Origin of the sequence: Paraburkholderia phymatum (assembly GCF_038900715.1) — a bacterium.
Classification (GTDB): Bacteria; Pseudomonadota; Gammaproteobacteria; order Burkholderiales; family Burkholderiaceae; genus Paraburkholderia; species Paraburkholderia phymatum_A.
Map to the genome: position 1 here is coordinate 311,227 of NZ_JAYMRZ010000005.1, position 16,663 is coordinate 327,889.

General features: G+C 64.6%; 17 protein-coding genes. 7 read left to right on the forward strand and 10 right to left on the reverse strand.

Annotated elements, in window-relative coordinates:
- Positions 1-103: 103 nt before the first annotated feature.
- Complete coding sequence (locus tag VSR68_RS12440) at positions 104-1,036, forward strand: LysR substrate-binding domain-containing protein (RefSeq protein ID WP_342940130.1); 933 nt, start codon at positions 104-106, stop codon at positions 1,034-1,036.
- A gap of 232 nt (positions 1,037-1,268) precedes the next feature.
- On the forward strand, positions 1,269-1,958 hold the full coding sequence (locus VSR68_RS12445) for an HD domain-containing protein (protein WP_342940131.1): 690 nt from the start codon (positions 1,269-1,271) through the stop codon (positions 1,956-1,958).
- Positions 1,959-2,184: 226 nt separating this feature from the next.
- On the opposite strand, the gene VSR68_RS12450 is transcribed toward VSR68_RS12445, so the two are convergent.
- Positions 2,185-2,532, reverse strand: coding sequence for a winged helix-turn-helix domain-containing protein (locus VSR68_RS12450; protein ID WP_342940132.1), 348 nt, complete (start codon positions 2,530-2,532; stop codon positions 2,185-2,187).
- Between the two features lie 113 nt (positions 2,533-2,645).
- On the opposite strand from VSR68_RS12450, the gene VSR68_RS12455 reads away from it, so the two are divergent.
- Complete coding sequence (locus tag VSR68_RS12455; protein ID WP_342940133.1) at positions 2,646-3,215, forward strand: hypothetical protein; 570 nt, start codon at positions 2,646-2,648, stop codon at positions 3,213-3,215.
- On the opposite strand, the gene VSR68_RS12460 is transcribed toward VSR68_RS12455, so the two are convergent.
- A complete protein-coding gene (locus tag VSR68_RS12460) occupies positions 3,210-3,743 on the reverse strand; it encodes a hypothetical protein (RefSeq protein ID WP_342940134.1) in 534 nt (177 codons plus the stop codon). The two genes, VSR68_RS12455 and VSR68_RS12460, sit on opposite strands and share 6 nt — an antisense overlap.
- A gap of 283 nt (positions 3,744-4,026) precedes the next feature.
- Positions 4,027-4,989 carry a helix-turn-helix domain-containing protein gene (locus VSR68_RS12465; protein ID WP_342940135.1) on the reverse strand — a complete coding sequence of 321 codons (963 nt, stop codon included), beginning with the start codon at positions 4,987-4,989 and terminating at the stop codon, positions 4,027-4,029.
- A gap of 330 nt (positions 4,990-5,319) precedes the next feature.
- On the opposite strand from VSR68_RS12465, the gene hpaR reads away from it, so the two are divergent.
- A complete protein-coding gene (gene hpaR, locus VSR68_RS12470) occupies positions 5,320-5,757 on the forward strand; it encodes a homoprotocatechuate degradation operon regulator HpaR (protein ID WP_342940136.1) in 438 nt (145 codons plus the stop codon).
- Between the two features lie 128 nt (positions 5,758-5,885).
- A complete protein-coding gene (locus VSR68_RS12475; protein ID WP_342940137.1) occupies positions 5,886-6,146 on the forward strand; it encodes a hypothetical protein in 261 nt (86 codons plus the stop codon).
- Positions 6,147-6,234: 88 nt separating this feature from the next.
- Here the strand turns inward: VSR68_RS12475 and VSR68_RS12480 are convergent, their stop codons facing one another.
- The 5 genes from VSR68_RS12480 to VSR68_RS12500 form a co-directional block, all read right to left on the reverse strand.
- Entirely contained in the window at positions 6,235-6,414 is a 180-nt protein-coding gene (locus VSR68_RS12480) for a hypothetical protein (RefSeq protein WP_090864302.1), read from the reverse strand.
- A 28-nt stretch (positions 6,415-6,442) separates the two neighbouring features.
- Complete coding sequence (locus VSR68_RS12485; RefSeq protein WP_342940138.1) at positions 6,443-8,137, reverse strand: FAD-dependent oxidoreductase; 1,695 nt, start codon at positions 8,135-8,137, stop codon at positions 6,443-6,445.
- Positions 8,138-8,160: 23 nt separating this feature from the next.
- A complete protein-coding gene (locus VSR68_RS12490) occupies positions 8,161-9,525 on the reverse strand; it encodes an MFS transporter (protein WP_342940139.1) in 1,365 nt (454 codons plus the stop codon).
- Positions 9,526-9,712: 187 nt separating this feature from the next.
- The gene (locus tag VSR68_RS12495) at positions 9,713-10,204 is read right to left on the reverse strand and encodes a hypothetical protein (RefSeq protein ID WP_342940140.1); all 492 of its coding nucleotides are present in this window, start codon (positions 10,202-10,204) and stop codon (positions 9,713-9,715) included.
- A 103-nt stretch (positions 10,205-10,307) separates the two neighbouring features.
- Positions 10,308-11,126 (reverse strand): helix-turn-helix transcriptional regulator, encoded by an 819-nt coding sequence (locus VSR68_RS12500; protein WP_342940141.1) that lies wholly within the window; start codon positions 11,124-11,126, stop codon positions 10,308-10,310.
- A gap of 279 nt (positions 11,127-11,405) precedes the next feature.
- Here VSR68_RS12500 and VSR68_RS12505 point away from each other — a divergent pair, with 279 nt between their 5' ends.
- Positions 11,406-12,800 carry a selenium-binding family protein gene (locus VSR68_RS12505; protein ID WP_342940142.1) on the forward strand — a complete coding sequence of 465 codons (1,395 nt, stop codon included), beginning with the start codon at positions 11,406-11,408 and terminating at the stop codon, positions 12,798-12,800.
- A 28-nt stretch (positions 12,801-12,828) separates the two neighbouring features.
- Positions 12,829-13,440 (forward strand): hypothetical protein, encoded by a 612-nt coding sequence (locus VSR68_RS12510; protein WP_342940143.1) that lies wholly within the window; start codon positions 12,829-12,831, stop codon positions 13,438-13,440.
- Positions 13,441-13,679: 239 nt separating this feature from the next.
- Here the strand turns inward: VSR68_RS12510 and VSR68_RS12515 are convergent, their stop codons facing one another.
- Together VSR68_RS12515 and VSR68_RS12520 are read right to left on the reverse strand one after the other, a co-directional pair.
- Positions 13,680-14,048 carry a nucleotide pyrophosphohydrolase gene (locus VSR68_RS12515; protein WP_342940144.1) on the reverse strand — a complete coding sequence of 123 codons (369 nt, stop codon included), beginning with the start codon at positions 14,046-14,048 and terminating at the stop codon, positions 13,680-13,682.
- A gap of 33 nt (positions 14,049-14,081) precedes the next feature.
- Positions 14,082-16,613, reverse strand: a complete 2,532-nt coding sequence (locus tag VSR68_RS12520; RefSeq protein WP_342940145.1) for a penicillin acylase family protein — start codon at positions 16,611-16,613, stop codon at positions 14,082-14,084.
- Between the last annotated feature and the right edge of the window lie 50 nt (positions 16,614-16,663).

Sequence of the window (16,663 nt, forward strand, 5' to 3'; positions counted from 1 at the left end):
CTCGATCGTACGGCCCAGCCGTGATCCGAAAAAGTGCAAATCTGTCTATCATGATCACTTTTACCGAACGCGCGATTTCCGCCGCATCTCCCCTCTTTCGACGATGCCCCTGACCATTTCGCAGCTACGCGTATTCACCGCCGTCGCCGAGCACGGCAGCATCCGCGCCGCGTCGCGCGCGCTCGGCATCGCGCAAAGCGGCGTCACGCAGCAGTTGCAGAACCTCGAAGCGATGCTCGGCGCGACGCTCTTCACGCGCACGAATCGCGGCATCGCGCTGACCGCGCTCGGGCAACGGATGCTGCTACGCGCGGCGACGATCCTCGGCGAATGCGCGCGCGCCGAACACGAAGCGCAGCAACTGCGCGGCGAGTACACGGGACAGGTGACGTTCGGCATGACGACCGAACCGCTGATCGACGCGGGCGCGCCCGTGCTGACGGAGTTCCGTGAGCGCTTCCCGCGCGTCGCCGTGCATATGCGGACGGGCACGTCGCGCATGATGATCTCGTGGATACGCGAGGGCACGCTCGATTTCGCGATCGCGCTGGTGTCGAAGCACACCGATACGACCGACCTCTCCGTCACGAAACTCTATGCGTCCGATCCCGTCATCGTATGCCGGCGCGGTCATCCGAAGGCGCACGCGAAGTCGCTTGCCGAACTCGCGGACTGCGCGTGGATCGCAACGCGCTCGCCCAATCTCACCGACGATCCGCAAGCGCATCGGCTCAACGATCTGTTCAGAAACCATCGGCTCAAGCCGCCGACAATCGTCGCGACGGTCGAAGGGCTGTTCGAGTCGCTGCATCTCGTGAGCGAAACGGATTGCCTGTCGCTGGAGGCATCGGTGGTCACGAAGCGCGGGCCGTTTGCGCGCGTGCTGACCACAATCGACGTGCGCGAGCGCGCGGGCGAGCAGCAGGTGTGCGTGCTGCAACGCGCGGCCGCGCCCCTCACGCCCGCCGCGCAGGAACTCGCGACGATGATCGCGTCGTACACGCGCACCGTGCGCGCGCGGAACAGGCAAGCGTAAAACAGGCACGCGTGAGCTGCATCGAACGCGCTGCGACGCTCCCGAAAATCCTCACCTAAGCGCCATAAGCGCCATCGGCGGACGTTGGCAGAAAACCGCGCGCGGTTGGCAACATCGCGCGTATCAATGCTTTTGCCGCGCGCAAGGGCTCTCCCTACACTTGGGTCATACGCCGCTCGCTCGCATCGGCAAAGCGAACGGCCACCGCCGACCACGTTCTGGAGAACCCGAAATGAGCGAAATCATTGCAGGCATCAAGATCCCCGACAGCAAGCTGGCGCGCGAAGCGACGCAGCTCGTGCGCGACACCGAAACCGATCTGCTCTATCACCATTCGCGCCGCGTCTTTCTGTTCGGCGCGCTGACGGGCGAGCGCAAGCAGCTGAAGTACGACCCGGAGCTGCTGTATATCGGCGCGATGTTTCATGACATGGGCCTGACGGAGAAGTACAGCAGCAAGCACGACCGCTTCGAAGTCGACGGCGCGAACACTGCGCGCAATTTCCTGCAAGGCTATGGCATCGACGAAAACGACATCGACATGGTGTGGGACGCGATCGCGCTGCATACGACGCCAGGCATTCCGCAGTACAAGAAGCCCGTGGTCGCGCTGGTGACGGCGGGCGTCGAGATGGACGTGCTGGGTCTCGCCTACGACGAGTTCTCTTCGGAGGACCGCAAGCTGATCGTGGCTGCGCATCCGCGCGGCGAGAGCTTCAAGGAAAACATCATCGAAGCGTTCGCGAACGGCACGAAGCACAAGCCGTTGACGACGTTCGGCAACGTGAAGGCCGATGTGCTCGCGCTGAAAGATCCGGAATACAAGCGCCTGAACTTCTGCAGCATCATCCTGGGCTCGGCGTGGAACGACTCGAACGTGCAGGTCGGCGCGTGCCGCAATCCGGCGCATAACCACGGGTAAGCGCAGCCCGCGCAGCGTAAGCGAGAAAGACCGCTCTCGAAAGACCGCGCTCTCTCCTCGTCAAAGTCTGTTGACGATCAAGCCGCTTGCAGTCTCCGCTCAAGCGTGCGTTTGAATCCGCGTTCGTCCGAGCGCGGATTCTTTTTTTCGCGCGACCCATCGCGTTTTGCGCGACCACTTCGCGCGAGTGGCCAATTCTGTGGCTGGCTGGTAGTGGCGTTGGCAACTAGCGGCTCTTCGCCGCTTTCACAAGACACTCCGACAGCTTGTCGAAGTGCTTGAGCGCCGCCTGTGTCAGTTCGATCTGCTTGCGGCGCGTGTCTTCCGTATCCGTGAGCATGATCCAGCCCTTGTCGCGCATCGACTTGAGCCGCGCATGCAGCGTCGCGGGCGAGCCCAGTTCGCTCCTCGCCATCATGTCGCGCACGGACAGGCGCTCCTTGCTCTGCCCCGCGCGCGCGACCAGTTCCAGAATCTTCTCTTCCAGCGGGTCCAGCGAAGGCAACGACGGCAGGCCGCGCAAAGCGTCGGCCAGTTGCAGGAAGCGAAGGTAGATGTCCGCGGGACGCGTCATGCACGAAGTTCCGGTTCGGCGCCTTGCCGGGCGCGCTCGGGTTCTGGTTGCAGAAAAGTTGGGTGGGCTATCATCGCCGCTGTGTGCAACAGCAACAATTGGATTTTACGACGGTGTCACGCTTTCAGTTGCACTTGTATTCGGTGACGGGCACGGTCGTCGTGTTCATCTTCTCGCTATGGGCAAACGAGCGGATCTTCACGCACTCGCAATTCGTGCGCGGCGTGAACTGGATCTATCTGCCTGCGGGCATCCGCCTGCTGAGCACGCTGCTGCTCGGCGCCGACGGCGCGCTCGGCCTGCTGATCGCAAGCTGGATCGTCAACTTCGCGTACTTCTTTCCGAACGACATCGTGCGCTCGCTCGCGGGCGGCATCATCGCGACGGCGGCGCCATACGGCGTCTATCGTCTCTCGCGCGAGCTCTGGGGTCTGCAGGCCTCGCTCGCGAATCTCACGGCAAAACGCCTGCTGATCCTCGTGCTCGCGTATTCGATCGCGAGCCCGCTGCTGCATCACATCTGGTTCGCGTTGCGCGGCGATACGCAGAACATCGTCGAGCGCTTTCTCGCGATGGTGATCGGCGATCTGGCGGGCACGCTGATCGTCATCTATGCGCTCAAGGGCGTGCTGTCGCTGCTGTCGCGCCGCCGTGTTACGCGACGGGCCGAGCCGGGTTCATGAAGACCGCGCGCGGCACCGCTGAAGCTGTGCGTCGAAGCGCGGCCAGTCGACGGCCAGCAACGGAATCGTCGCATCGCCTCGCGCGCGATAGAAGAAGTAGCGCATCCAGCCTTCCATGATGACCGCCTTGCCCGTCGACAGCAGGCACGGCGGCCGCGCGATCGCCGGATAGCGCATCACGGGCGCCTCGCGCGCGAGCTCTTCCAGTTGCGCGCGCGCCGCCGCCCTGGCGTCTTCGCCGTCGCCGAACTGCGCGGCGAAATGCCCCGTCACGGCTTCGTCCACCTGGTGCGCGAACATTTCGACGTACGATGCCGCGACGTCATCGATATACGGCGCGATGCCGTGATAACTCGATGCGTCAGCGTGCGTGCGCCGCATCGCCGCCATTTTCGCCGGCAGCGGCAACGCGCCGAAACGCGTCGCGCCGTGATGAAGCGCATCACGAAACGCCGGGTAGCGCGTCAGCCATTCGGATGGAGCGCTGCTGTCCACCTCGCCGTTCTCTTGCGGCGTATATGAATGCACAGCGCGCTCCTTATGTACCGCTGTTTGCACTGGTTCTCTCAGGTTCATCGTTATAGAAATTATAACAATATAGCGGCACCGATGGCGAGGTCCGCTCGCATCTGTCGTCCATCGACAACGTTGTCCGTCAGCGATCGTTCATGCGATACACATCGCGCCGCCGCCGTTTGGCGTTAGCTATAAAAAATATAACGATGAGCGGGCGATCGCGCAAGATGGATCGCACGATTTCGTGTGCTGTGCTTCGACGTTCAGCAGAAGCCCGAAAAGGAACGGGCCGACGTCATCGTGCGGTGGGCGCGCGCGACGATCGGCGCGCCGTCTGCGATGGCAATTCGCCGAACTGCGCCTTGTACGCACTGGCGAAATGTCCGAGATGCACGAATCCCCATTGGGCGGCGGCGTCGCTGACCGACAGATCGGCCTGCCGCGTATCGAGCAGCAGACGCCGCACCTGCGACAGACGCAGCGAACGCACATACGTCAACGGATTGGTCTGCACGACGGCCTGGAAGCTGTTCTGCACCGTGCGCCGGCTCACGCGCAACTGCGTGCAGAGGCTTTGAATGTCGAAGGGCTCTTCGGGATGCTCGATCACGAAGTCGTGAATGCGCCGCACGATATCGGACTGGCACGCGTGCGTGAGCCGGTTCGTCGATGCAGGCACGTGATACGCGAGCAGATCGACGAGCACCTCGCCGACGCGGCTGCGCAGCGCGTGCTGTGCGCGCGCGTCGTCGAATGCATCAGGCTGCGCGAGCACGCTTTCGAGCAGCACCGCGATCTGCAATCCGGCGCGTGCGCAGGCGGCGTTCGGAATATCGACGACCGTGCGTCGAAAGAGAGCATCGGTCAAATCGACGCCCGCGCTGTCGGCGATCCCTTGCAGCATGTCCGAGCCGATCACGACACCCACCAGCGACATCTCATCGGGCGAATGGAACTCGAATGGCTCGCCGCCCGGCGCCATCACGAATGCGCCGCGATCGACGCGCGCGCCGCCGAACGTGAACGAACCCGCGCCCGTGAGCGGAACGCCGAAGGTCATCTGACCATACGGCAAGTATCCGCGCTGCACGACGCGCAAATTGGCGGACTCGTGAAAGAGGTGTACGCCGTTCAACTCGATCTGCTTCACGGCGCTGCGAAACGCGCCGGCGCCGATCTGGTCGTAACGCTGATCCCAGCCCCGCAGCGCGGCCGCGTGCTGATCGGCATCGTCGAAGAACTGGTGATGGACGAACACAATGCCCCCAACTATCCGGGAAAAACAGCGAAGTTTCGTAGAATAAACCGACCAAGCGGTCGGGGATAGATATCCAAGGGTATGTCCTGGGCCGTTCGCGGTTCGCGGTTCGCGGTTCGCGGATTGGCGGATTGGCGTTTTCGCATCGCGCTGCCCGACTTCCGCCGACGTCGCGCGACAGCCGGCCCAACGATTGTAGCCAGCGTCGAAAATCAAAACCGGTTTGCGCCACTGTCGTGCGGGCCGCTTTGCTTATATCCTAGCGAATCGCTTTTTCTCGCTTCGACGTCGACGTTCATGACCCGGTCCCGCACTCCCGAGCCGCGCCCGATGCATCGCAATCTGCCGATGCTGCTGTTGCGCGCGCGCGAACTCATGATGGCGCGCTTTCGTCCGCTGCTGACGGCGCAGGGGCTCACCGAGCAGCAGTGGCGCATCATTCGCGCGCTGCACGAAAACGGTCCGCTGGAGCCGCGCCAGCTATGCGCGCTCTGCACGATTTCGAGCCCGAGTCTTGCTGGCGTGCTCGCGCGCATGGAGGATCTCGGTCACGTGACGAAAGAGCGTTTCGAAGACGATCAGCGGCGCGTGCGCGTGTCGCTGACGGCGCAAAGCGCGGAGATCGTCGAACGGATGGCGCCGCTTCTGGAGGCCGAATATCGCGCGCTGGAAAGGCAGGTCGGTACGCAGATCATCGACGATCTGTATGTGGCCGTCGATGCGCTGATCAGCGAGCTGGCGAAAGGCGAGGAAGGCGAGCCGGAGTAGGAGGCGTGCGGCGGGCACTCGATGCCGCAGCGTAACGCCGCCGACACGACACGACACGATTCAGGATTCAATTATCCGTGCGCCTGTCCAGCCGCCCACGACCTCCCGCGCGGCCGACCAAAATGCCGGTGAGAATCGAAACAGGCGTCACGCCCCAAACGACGTCCGGCAAGAACGCCTCGCCGCCGAGCGCGCTCACGTCGATGCACCACCAGGCCACGATCTCCACGCCGATCACCCAGATAAAAGCCGCAGCCAGTATTCCCCTGGCCATGCTATTTGTTATCGCCGTGCGCGTTATCGCCGTGCGCGGCTTGCGCCGGTTGAATCGCGGTTGCTTCTACTACTTTCATTCAATCGTGCTCCTGGTGTTTCCGGACTGCCAATGATCTGGATGATCCCCGAACTTGGGGGAAACATCCGGGCACGATTGTATTGAAGAGGCCCCGCGCAAGATCTCAAAAACGGGGCCGGCCGTTAATCTCCCATCCCTTCGCTCGCCGCATCGATCAAGCTCAGCGACACATCCGGATCGTCGACCTTCTGGATCGCCAGCAGCGCAAAGCGCGCGAGAAACAGCGGCGCATGCGCCTCGCCCAGTTGCGTCATCGTCTTGCACAGCCGCGTATAGACGACATCGAGTTCTGCATCGGTCATCGCGTTCTCCATTCGTTCAGTCAGTTGATCAGGACAGCGCGCGCGTGATCGCCGCTTCGACGTCGGCGGCGCGCGCATTGTGCCAGCGGCCCAGCACGTGGCCATCGGGACGCACGAGATACACGGTGCCCGGCTTCGCGTCGTAACGCTCGAACAGACGGCCCGTGTGGTCCCACGCGTGGACGCCGTTCGTCTCGGGATGCAGGCGCGCGCTCAGCGGCACGATCCTGAACGGCACGCCGCGTTCGCGCATCGTTTCGGCAAGCTCGTTGAAACCGGCAGGCACATCGCCTTCGTCGCTGAAGCACAGCGCCGTGAAACGCGGGCTGACGAGATCGGTCAGATGCGCCTCGCGTGCCTGGCCGCCTTCCGCGATCGTCACGGGATACTCGGACAGCACGGCACCCGGCACGGGGCCCGCGACAAACGCTTCGGCATCCGCAACATTCAGCGGCGACTGAGCGTACGTAATCGCCGACGTCTGCCGCGGATTGATCAGCGAGCGCACGCCCGGATGTTTGACGGCAAGACTCAGCACGGCCCTGCGCATCAGATCGAATGCGAACGACGGCGGCGCCATGAACTCGGTGCTCTTCGTGCCGTAGCTGAGATTCTCGTGCGTTGCGGCGACGCGCTCATCGGAATAGCTGTCGAGCAACGCCGGCGATGCCAGTCCCTTCACGACGAGCGCAAGTTTCCACGCGATGTTGTCCGCGTCGTCGATACCCGAATTCGCGCCGCGCACGCCGAAGATCGGCACGAGGTGCGCGGCATCGCCCGCGAACATCACGCGGTTGTGCCGGTAGCGCTCCAGCGTCAACGCATTCGCCTTGTAGATCGTGATCCAGATCGGCGCCCACGCGCCCTTCTCGCCCATCATGTCGAGCAGGCTTTGCACGCGCGGCATCACGTTTTCAGGCTTCACGGCCTGCTCGGCGTCCTCGCCGTCGCGCAACTGATAGTCGATGCGCCACACGTTGTCGGGCTGCTTGTGGACGAGCACCGTCGAACCCGGATTCGACGACGGATCGAAGTAAGCGAGCCGTTCCGTCGGACGCTCGCTGTCGAGTTCGATATCGACGATCACGTAGCGCCCTTCATAGCTCGTGCCCTGCAATTGCAGTCCGAGTGCTTCGCGGATCGTGCTGCGCCCGCCGTCGCACGCGACGACCCAATCGGTGTCGAGCGCGTAATCGCCATCGGCTGTCGTGAGTTGCAGCGTCGCGCCGTCGTCGCGCGCATCGATCGACTTCACGCGCGTCTGCCAGCGGATGTCGATCAGATCGGCGCGCTTTTCCGCCGCGTCGAGCAGGAACTGTTCGATGTGATATTGCGCGAGGTTGACCATCGGCGGGAGCTTCTGGTTTTCGTCCTGCGGCATCGTGAAGTGCAGCACTTCCGTATCGCGGTAGAAGCTGCGTCCGCCCGTCCACGGCAAGCCGGTCTTCAGAAAGCCATCGACTGCGCCGAGCCGCTCGATGATCTCCAGGCTGCGGCGCGAAATGCAGATAGCGCGGCTGCCGTAGCAGACGGAATCGTCCGCTTCGATCAGCACCGATCGCACGCCGTGATTCGCGAGACCCGACGCGACGGCGAGGCCGACGGGCCCGCCGCCGACGATCGTCACGGCATGACGCTTCGCGTCCACGCCCTGCTTCAGTTCGGGCACACGCGCCTTGTATTGCTTCGCGGTGAACGGATAGGGTTTGAATGCCTTGTTCATTCGATGCTCCAGATTCAATACCTTCAGGCGGCACGCGCATGCGGCGCTTCGCGTTTGTCCATCGGCAACAACATCACGACGATCGCGCCGATCACGAGCAGCGCCGCCGAATACAGCAGCCCCGCCGAGAAGCTGCGCGTCGCGTCCTTCAGCCAGCCGACCACGAGCGGATTCAGCGCCGAGCTGATGTTGCCCGTCGCGTTGATGACAGCAATGCCGATGGCCCGTGCGCGGAAGCTCAGCGCATGATCAGGCGTCGTCCAGAAGATCGACATCGCCGTGTACGAACCCGCCGACGCGAGACACACGCCGAGCATGCGCAGCGCCGGATTCGGCGACCAGGCCGTGCACAGCCAGCCTGCGGCGGAGAACAGCATCGGCAGCATCAGGTGCCACTTGCGCTCCTGCTTGCGATCCGAACGGCGGCCCCACCAGATCATCGCGACGATCGTGCACACCTGCGGAATCGCCGCGAGCAGGCCGATCGTGCGATTGCTCGCATCGGCGCTGAAGCTCTTCACGATGAGCGGCGTCCACACGGCGACCATCGCGAGCGTATTCACGAGGCAGAAGTAAGCGATCGCAAACTTCACGACGGCCGGCGACAGCAGTTCGCTGACGATGCTTTTGTCGTGGCCCGATTGCGCTTGCGCGGTCGGGTCGTTGCGGTGCTCGACGGCGAGCGTCACCGCGAGCGTGCGCTTTTCATCCGCGTCGAGCCAGTGCGCGTCTTGCGGGCTGTCGTGCAGATACGCGTAGACCACGAGGCCGAGAATCGCCGACGGCAGGCCTTCGACGAGAAAGAGCCACTGCCAGCCCTTCAGTCCGAACGTGCCGTCGAGTCCGAGGATGAAGCCCGACAGCGCCGAACCGACGGCCGCCGTCACGGGCATCGCGATCATGAAGAGCGCGTTGGCGCGCGCACGGTACGCGGCGGGGAACCAGTAGGTCAGATACAGCAGGATGCCGGGAAGGAAGCCCGCTTCCGTCACGCCGACCAGCACGCGCAACACGTACAGCGTGCCGGGGCTCGTCGCGAACATCGTCGCCGTGGATGCGAGTCCCCACGCGATCATGATCGTGCCGATCCATCTGCGCGCGCCGACGCGCGCAAGCACGACATTGCTCGGAATGCCGCACGCGATATACGCGACGTAGAAGAGCGTGGTCGCGAGGCCGAACTGCGTGCTGGTGAGGCCCAGGTCCTTCATCATCGTCAGGCCGGCGAAGCCGATGTTGATGCGGTCGAGGAACGAGAAGAAGAACAGCACGAACAGGAACCACAGCAGATGCCGCGATACCTTGGCGATTACGGACTGTGGCTGCGCTTGCTGCGCGTGGGTTGCCGGCGTTGCATCCAGTGCACCGGCTCGCGAGGTGGATTCCATACTGATGTCTCCGATGATCACGCTATCTCGGACACCAACGGCCCGATGCAATCGCTTCAACGGACCGCTATTCGACGATTGGCGACACGTGGCGATGCGTCGCAGTATGGAGCGCGGCGTTGCGCCGCCTGTCCTCAAATTGGGTACAACTCAAGCCCCGCGCGGGCCTGGGGAAAACGCGGATAGGTCAGCGGAAATAGGGGCTTTCGCGGAATTTTGCGAGCGCGTGACTCGATGTCCCGATCTCGCCACAGAAAAGATCCATCCCCCCGTCCCAAGGGCCCGCTCGAACCACGAACGCATAGTTCCCCGCGACAAGCCTGTCGTATGCAACGGGCGCGCTCCTCGAAAAGCGCCACGGCCCGGCCGGCGCATCGTTGACGGGCCTGAGGGTTTGGTTCATCGAATAGGCGGGCTTGTCCGCGTGGCTTGCACACGATCCTTCATAGATAAATGTGTAGACGCGCAGAGGACGCGTCGTCGTCCGCGACACACCGCTGATGATGAATAGAAGAGACGTCTCGCTTCCCTGCGACGCGAGCGAGACACTCCCCGTCTGACCTGCATTCTGCGCGGAGGCTCGCAGGGGAATGTTGACGACATCGGCGGCATGGCCTGCCGCAGCACCCATGCCGCACACAAGAACTGCTGCATGCGCCAGCCAGCGTTGCCTGTTCATATCTCGTTCCCCCCGTGTACGTCAGCGGGTCGAACCTGATCGCGCCGCGGGTTCGTCTGTTAAGCGTAGGCCATCGCGGCTTGCCGGTACAGGACGGAAAACGTCAGACCTTGCCCGGCCCGACGCACAGCGCAAACAGTTGCCGCTGGCTCGAAATGCCGAGCCGCCGGAACGCGCGCTTCTGATACGTGACGACGCTCGTCGCCTTGATGCCCATCGTGTCGCCGATTTCCTGCGCGGTGCGCCCTTCGAGCACGCCCGTCAACACGTCGAGCTCGCGCTTCGACAGTTCGGGACAAAGCCCCCGCACGCGCGCGAGCATCAGATGCGAGATCGCCATGTCGCGCTGCCCGCAGATCGCGTAGTGATGCTTCGCCGCGTGCGCGATCAGCGGCGCCATCGCTTCGATCAACGCGATTTCGCGCGGATGGTAATTGCCGAAGCGGCGGTCGCGATACAGGTTCACGGAGAGCCAGATATCGGGTGTCGGCTGCACGAGCAGCGACACGCGATCCGACACGTTAGGCTGCTGATAGCACGCGGCCCGATACGCTTCGTTGAGAATGTCGTCGCTTGTCTGCTGATGCAGCACGAGCGTCGAGCCGGGCCTGTCGTTGCGCGCGGACGAGACGATCTTCTGGTTGCCGTCGAGCGCGTAGAAGTGGCGCGCGTAAGTATCGGCGACATCGCGCAGAAAGCGTCCGCCGCGATGATCGGCCACCGACACCGTGCGCGGCCGGTTGCCGAACTCATACGCGAAGATCGTGCACTGCGAAATCGCGGCGATATCGCCGAGCAGCTTCAGCACTTCGGAGGCGAGCGCGTTCGAGTCGTCGCTGCCGATCGACGACACGAGCCCCGTCGCGCGGCTGAGATCCAGCTGCCCTTGCGAAACGGGACGGTCGAGACGCCATGAACGCATGATCGATTGCTACGGAAGCAGCGAGAAAAGACGGAGTAATCGCATTATTTTAATCTGCGCGGGGCGCGCACATGCGTGAACGCCGCAATCGCGTCCGATCCGCTGCAATCGCGTCCGCCGCGCCGCCGGCGCACGCACAAAAACCGTTCCAAAGGCGAATCAGCCCACGCTCTGCCTTTAAATTGCCTACAGTGAAAACCTCATACGTGCGCGCCGTTTCCTTGTAGCCGGCGCGCATGCACCGCGTGCCGCATCACAACATCCTTCGGAGAGTGAGATATGGCGACCTGGAAACCCGATCCGACCTTCTATCCTTCCGCCCGCATGGCGGGCAGCGCGCCGAAGGAAACCATCGCGTATGTGGCAAGCTTCGATCCGTCGCGCGAGACGCCCGACGAGCTCGCCGTCGTCGATGTCGATCCCGGCTCGGCGGACTATGGCCGCATCGTCAGCAGCGTGCCGATGCCAAACACGGGCGACGAACTGCATCACTTCGGCTGGAACGCGTGCAGTTCGTGCCTGTGCCCGAACGCGCCGCATCCGCATACGGAGCGCCGCTATCTCGTCGTGCCTGGGTTGCGCTCATCGCGCATCCACATCCTCGACACGAAGCCCGACAAGCGGAATCCGCCGATCGTGCGCGTGCTAGAACCCGCCGAAGTCGCGGAAAAAGCCGGCTATACGCGGCCCCACACCGTGCATTGCGGGCCGGCGGGCATTTACGTCGTCGCGCTTGCGAACGCGCAGGGCGAAGCGCCCGGCGGCATCTTCCTGATGGACCACGAAACGTTCGACATTCGCGGCCAATGGGAAATCGATCGCGGCCCGCAGCAGCTCTCTTACGACGGCTGGTGGCATCTCGGCTACGACACCGTCGTGACGAGCGAATGGGGCCTGCCCGCGACCTTCGAAAACGGCCTCGTGCCGGAAGTGCTGCTCGGCGGCCAGTACGGGCATCGCCTGCACTTCTGGGACATGAACACGCGCAAGCACAAACAGGTCGTCGACTTCGGCGCGGAGAACCAGTTGGTGTTCGAACTGCGCCCCGCGCACGATCCGACCAGGGCCTATGGCTTCGTCAACTCGGTGATCAGCCTCAAGGACCTGTCGGCGTCGATCTGGACGTGGTATCGCGAAGGCGATCAATGGGCCGCGCGCAAGGTCATCGAGATTCCCGCCGAACCCGCCGATGCTTCGCTGCTTCCGCCGCTGCTCAAAGGCTTCGGCGCGGTGCCGCCGCTCGTCACCGACATCGCGCTGTCGCTCGACGACCGCTTTCTGTACGTGTCGTGCTGGGGCACGGGCGATCTGAAGCAATACGACGTCTCCGATCCGATGCGGCCCGAACTGACGGGCACGGTGCGCATCGGCGGCATTGCCGCGCGCGCGACGCATGCGGGCGCGGGCGGCCGTCCGCTGAACGGCGGCCCGCAGATGGTCGAAGTGAGCCGCGACGGCAGCCGCGTGTACTTCACGAACTCGCTGTACGGCGCGATCGACGAGCAGTTCTACACGGAAGGCATCGACGGCTGGATGGTCCGGCTGAATGCGGACAAGAGCGGCGGGCTCACGGTCTCGGACGACTTTTTCGTCGACTGGCCGAATTCGCATCGTCCGCATCAGATACGGCTCGAAGGCGGCGACGCGTCGTCGGATTCGTACTGCTATCCGTGAGCGCAGGCGGCAGCGAAAGGCGAGCGCGATGAACGGCGTCTGGGCAACGGTGATCGGCAGCGGGATTTTCCACGGCGTGAATCCCGCGATGGGGTGGCTCTTCGCCGCCGCGCTCGGGCTTCAGCACGGCAGCCGCAAGGCGCTGCTGATGGCATTGCCGCCGCTCGCGCTCGGGCATGCGGTGTCCGTGATGTTCCTGACCACGTCCGCCGTCGCGCTCGGGCTCTTCACGCACACCGAGCACTTGCGCATGTTCATGGGCGCGCTGCTGATCGCGTGGGCCGCGTATCACCATTTCTACGGACACCGGCAGCGCGTGCGCATCGGCATGACGGCGGGCTTCGTCGGACTGGCGCTGTGGTCGGCGGCCATGGCGACGATGCACGGCGCGGGCCTGATGCTGCTGCCCGCGCTGTTGCCGTTATGCGGCGCGGGGATGCCCGTCGGCAGTTCGCTCGAATCGGTCGGCCAGGTCACGGCCGTGCACACCGTCGTAACGCTCGCGACGGCGGGCGCAATCGCGCTCGCGGCCTATCAGTACCTGGGACTCGGCATGCTGCGACGTGGCTGGATCAATTTCGACTGGCTCTGGTGCGGCGCGCTGACCGTCACGGGCGCGCTGCTGATCGTCACCGGCTAGCCGTTCCGCACTGCGCGCCCGCGCCCCGAAAAACCTCACCTTTAGCGACAGTGCCGTGCGGATTGCGAGGCAGCTCACCATCGCGCGGCTCCCGAATAGCCTCACCGCAAGCGCATTCGTGAGCGCATCGGCATCCGGCAGGCTCACCATTGCGGCAACTGTCAAATGCTCCCGTATTTCCTCACCTCAAGCGGCTTCGCGCCCGTTTTTCTATGCGGAAGACACCGGGCGGAACGACGTTACTCGCCGTACTCGGAGTACTTGCGCGAATCGCCGCGCACCTTGTGCGCCGGATACTTCGCGCGATTCAGCTCGATCTTCTCCAGCACGGCCGCGTACAGATCGACGTCGAGACGATCGGCGAGCATCACGAGATACGCGAGCACATCGGCCATTTCGTGACGGATCGCGGTGAGCTTGTCGTCGGCAAGCTCGCTTTTTTCGCCTGACTCCAGCCATTGAAACGGCTCCAGCAATTCGCTCGCTTCGACGCTCAACGCGGTCGCCAGATTCTTCGGCGAATGAAAGCGCGACCAGTCGCGCTCGCCGACGAACTGCCGCAACAGATCGCGCATCGCGACGAGATCGCTGCTGCGTTCCTTCTCCATACCGTCACTCCACGAAAACCATCAATATAGCGATCATTGCCCGGCGCGGCCGAGCGTCAGCCGATGCACGGGCGGGCCCGGCAGAAACGACGCCTTCGCGCCGCGCACCCACGCTTCGTGACCCGCGAGGAAATACGGCGACAGCGGATTGCCCGACTGTCCGCCCGGCATCTCGAAGATGCCCGTCTGCTCGCGCCCCGGCGACACGATCATCCGCTCCGATGCGCCGAAATTCGGCGTCTGCACGCGCGGCATGTTGATGTCGCCGGGCAGCGGATCATGCGGCGCGCCGAGCCAGCCGCGCACCCACGGCAGCCACGCGGGCACCATGCGCGCGAACGGGTGCTCGATCGCGGCGCGGTTGCGATCGCCCCAGCGCGCGTCGTCGATCGCAACGTCCGCAGGCAACTGCGCGATCGCATGATCGATGCGGTCGAGCATGAACGTGCGCCAGTCGATAAATCCATCGGGCACCCATGCGTGATGCTCGGCGAGCGTCTCCATCACGGCTTCGTAGCGCGAACTCGCGACGCGCAATCCGGGCGGGCCATTGCCGCCGCCGTCGCCCGGCATCGCGCCGGCGAGATCGGCGTCGAGCCTGCCGAACCATGCGTCGTACAGCGCGAAGAAGAAGCCGCGCGTGAGCCGGTAGCCGACGGCGTCGGCATCCGCGCGCCCGTTCCACGCGAGCAGTTGCTGCCGGAACGCGAGGCGCTGCGGATGGCCCACGAGCGCGCTCGCGTCGAGCGCTTCGAGCGCGACGCGCCGCCACACGTCGATCCATTGCGCGCGGTCGTCGGTCTGGATCGACAGCATCGCGCGCTCGTCGGGGCTCGGCGCCGCGAGCAGATCGTCGCGTATCTGCGATGCGCGCGCGCCGAGGTCCGCGCCTGCATCGCCGATCCGCGCCGCTTCGTCCGATGTCAGCACGCGATTGTTCGCCGTCCACAAGCGGCCGAGCGGCGGATCGATCCGCTTCGGATACGACGCGGGCAGCAGATAGTGCTGCCAGCCTTTGTACGTGGCCGAATCGTATGGCGTGTCGCTGTCGGGGCCGCTTTGCGCGTCGCTCGGGTCGCGCTGCGGCAGCGGACCCGCCAGCGTCCAGCCGATGTTGCCGCGCGAGTCGGCGACCATGATGTTCTGTGTCGGGATGCCGCTCGTCTGCGCGACGTGCAGCGCCTCGTCGATCGTCTTCGCGTCTTCGAGCCGTTGCAGGTTGAGGTTCACGGCCTCGCGGTCATGCGCGACCCAGCGCAGCGCATACGCACGCTCGCCGACGTCGATCTGCGGCCCCCAGCGCGTCTCGATCACGGGCAAGTCGACGCTCGCGCCGCCCTTCACGCCGATGCTCTCGTGATGGACGTCCGCGCGCGCCCATGCGCCATCGGGCGCGCGGTACTGCAATGGGTCGGCGGGATTGCGATGCAGCTCGATCAGATCGATGTAGCGCCCGTAGCTGTTCGTGAAGCCCCACGCGATCTTGCCGTTGCTGCCCGCGATCACGAGCGGCGTGCCCGGCAGGCTCACGCCCGTCAGCGCATGCATCGGCTGGCCGTCCTGCGCGGGCCACGTCAGCGACACGCGATACCAGATGTTCGGCAGCGACAGCCCGAGATGCATGTCGCTCGCGAGGATCGCGCCGCCATGCGCGCTGTGCGCGCCGTCGACGACCCAGCCGTTGCTGCCCACAGCCGAGCTGTTCGCGCCCGCGTCGTCGAGGCCGTCGCTTGCTTCTCTCGTGTCTTTCGCGTCTTTCACGTCTCTCGCGGCGCTCACGGGCTTCGTCGCCGATAGCCAGTCCGGGCGCGTCGCGGGAATACGCATGGGCTCGACGGGCGGCGTCGATGCGCTATCGAGCGGCGCGTCCCAATGGCTCGCCGAGGGCAGCAGGAACGCGTACAGATCGGCGGGCACGCGCTCGCGCAACACGGCGCGCGCGAGAATGTGCCGCGTCTCGAACGCTTGCAGATCGAAGTACATCGCGTAGACGACCAGCAGCGAATCTTCGGGCCGCCACGCCTCGGGCTGCGTGCGCAGCATCCAGTACTCGAAAGGCCGCGACGACAGCGCGGCGAGCCCGGCATTGACGCCCGCCGTATAGCGCTCGACGATTTGCCGCTGGTCGGCGGGCATCGCCTCGACGATCGCGTGCGCGCGGGCGCGAAAACGATGCAGACGGTTGCGCCTGTCGAGATCGAGCGCATTCGGGCCGATCAGCGCGGACACCTCGCCCGCCGCGACGCGCCTGAGCAGGTCCATCTGAAAGAAGCGGTCCTGCGCGTGCAGAAAGCCGGTTGCATACGCGACATCGGCGCGCGACGCGCCGTGTATCGTCGGCACGCCGAGCGCGTCGCGCTCGATCGTCACCGCCGACGACAGCGACGGCGCGCGCTGCGTTCCATCCAGTTGCGCGAGACTGCCGCGCAGCAGCAGCCAGCCGCCGAGCAGCGCCGCGCACAGCAGCGCGACGACGAGTCCCGCCAGCGCGAGCGCGGCGATCCCGACGGTCCGACCGATTGATTTTCCCGAGAACGGGCGTGTGACGGCGCGGCGACGGCTCATTGCTGGCTGATCGTTTGGAATTCGCTGGAGTTTGAGGGATTGCGGAGTCG

Excerpts from the sequence above, each read along its gene's own strand:
- VSR68_RS12495 (WP_342940140.1), bottom strand. The coding sequence starts at position 10,204 with ATGAACAGGCAACGCTGGCTGGCGCATGCAGCAGTTCTTGTGTGCGGC.
- VSR68_RS12480 (WP_090864302.1), bottom strand. The coding sequence starts at position 6,414 with ATGACCGATGCAGAACTCGATGTCGTCTATACGCGGCTGTGCAAGACG.
- VSR68_RS12485 (WP_342940138.1), bottom strand. The coding sequence starts at position 8,137 with ATGAACAAGGCATTCAAACCCTATCCGTTCACCGCGAAGCAATACAAG.
- VSR68_RS12505 (WP_342940142.1), top strand. The coding sequence starts at position 11,406 with ATGGCGACCTGGAAACCCGATCCGACCTTCTATCCTTCCGCCCGCATG.
- VSR68_RS12520 (WP_342940145.1), bottom strand. The coding sequence starts at position 16,613 with ATGAGCCGTCGCCGCGCCGTCACACGCCCGTTCTCGGGAAAATCAATC.
- VSR68_RS12445 (WP_342940131.1), top strand. The coding sequence starts at position 1,269 with ATGAGCGAAATCATTGCAGGCATCAAGATCCCCGACAGCAAGCTGGCG.
- hpaR (WP_342940136.1), top strand. The coding sequence starts at position 5,320 with ATGCATCGCAATCTGCCGATGCTGCTGTTGCGCGCGCGCGAACTCATG.
- VSR68_RS12490 (WP_342940139.1), bottom strand. The coding sequence starts at position 9,525 with ATGGAATCCACCTCGCGAGCCGGTGCACTGGATGCAACGCCGGCAACC.
- VSR68_RS12440 (WP_342940130.1), top strand. The coding sequence starts at position 104 with ATGCCCCTGACCATTTCGCAGCTACGCGTATTCACCGCCGTCGCCGAG.
- VSR68_RS12500 (WP_342940141.1), bottom strand. The coding sequence starts at position 11,126 with ATGCGTTCATGGCGTCTCGACCGTCCCGTTTCGCAAGGGCAGCTGGAT.
- VSR68_RS12515 (WP_342940144.1), bottom strand. The coding sequence starts at position 14,048 with ATGGAGAAGGAACGCAGCAGCGATCTCGTCGCGATGCGCGATCTGTTG.
- VSR68_RS12510 (WP_342940143.1), top strand. The coding sequence starts at position 12,829 with ATGAACGGCGTCTGGGCAACGGTGATCGGCAGCGGGATTTTCCACGGC.
- VSR68_RS12450 (WP_342940132.1), bottom strand. The coding sequence starts at position 2,532 with ATGACGCGTCCCGCGGACATCTACCTTCGCTTCCTGCAACTGGCCGAC.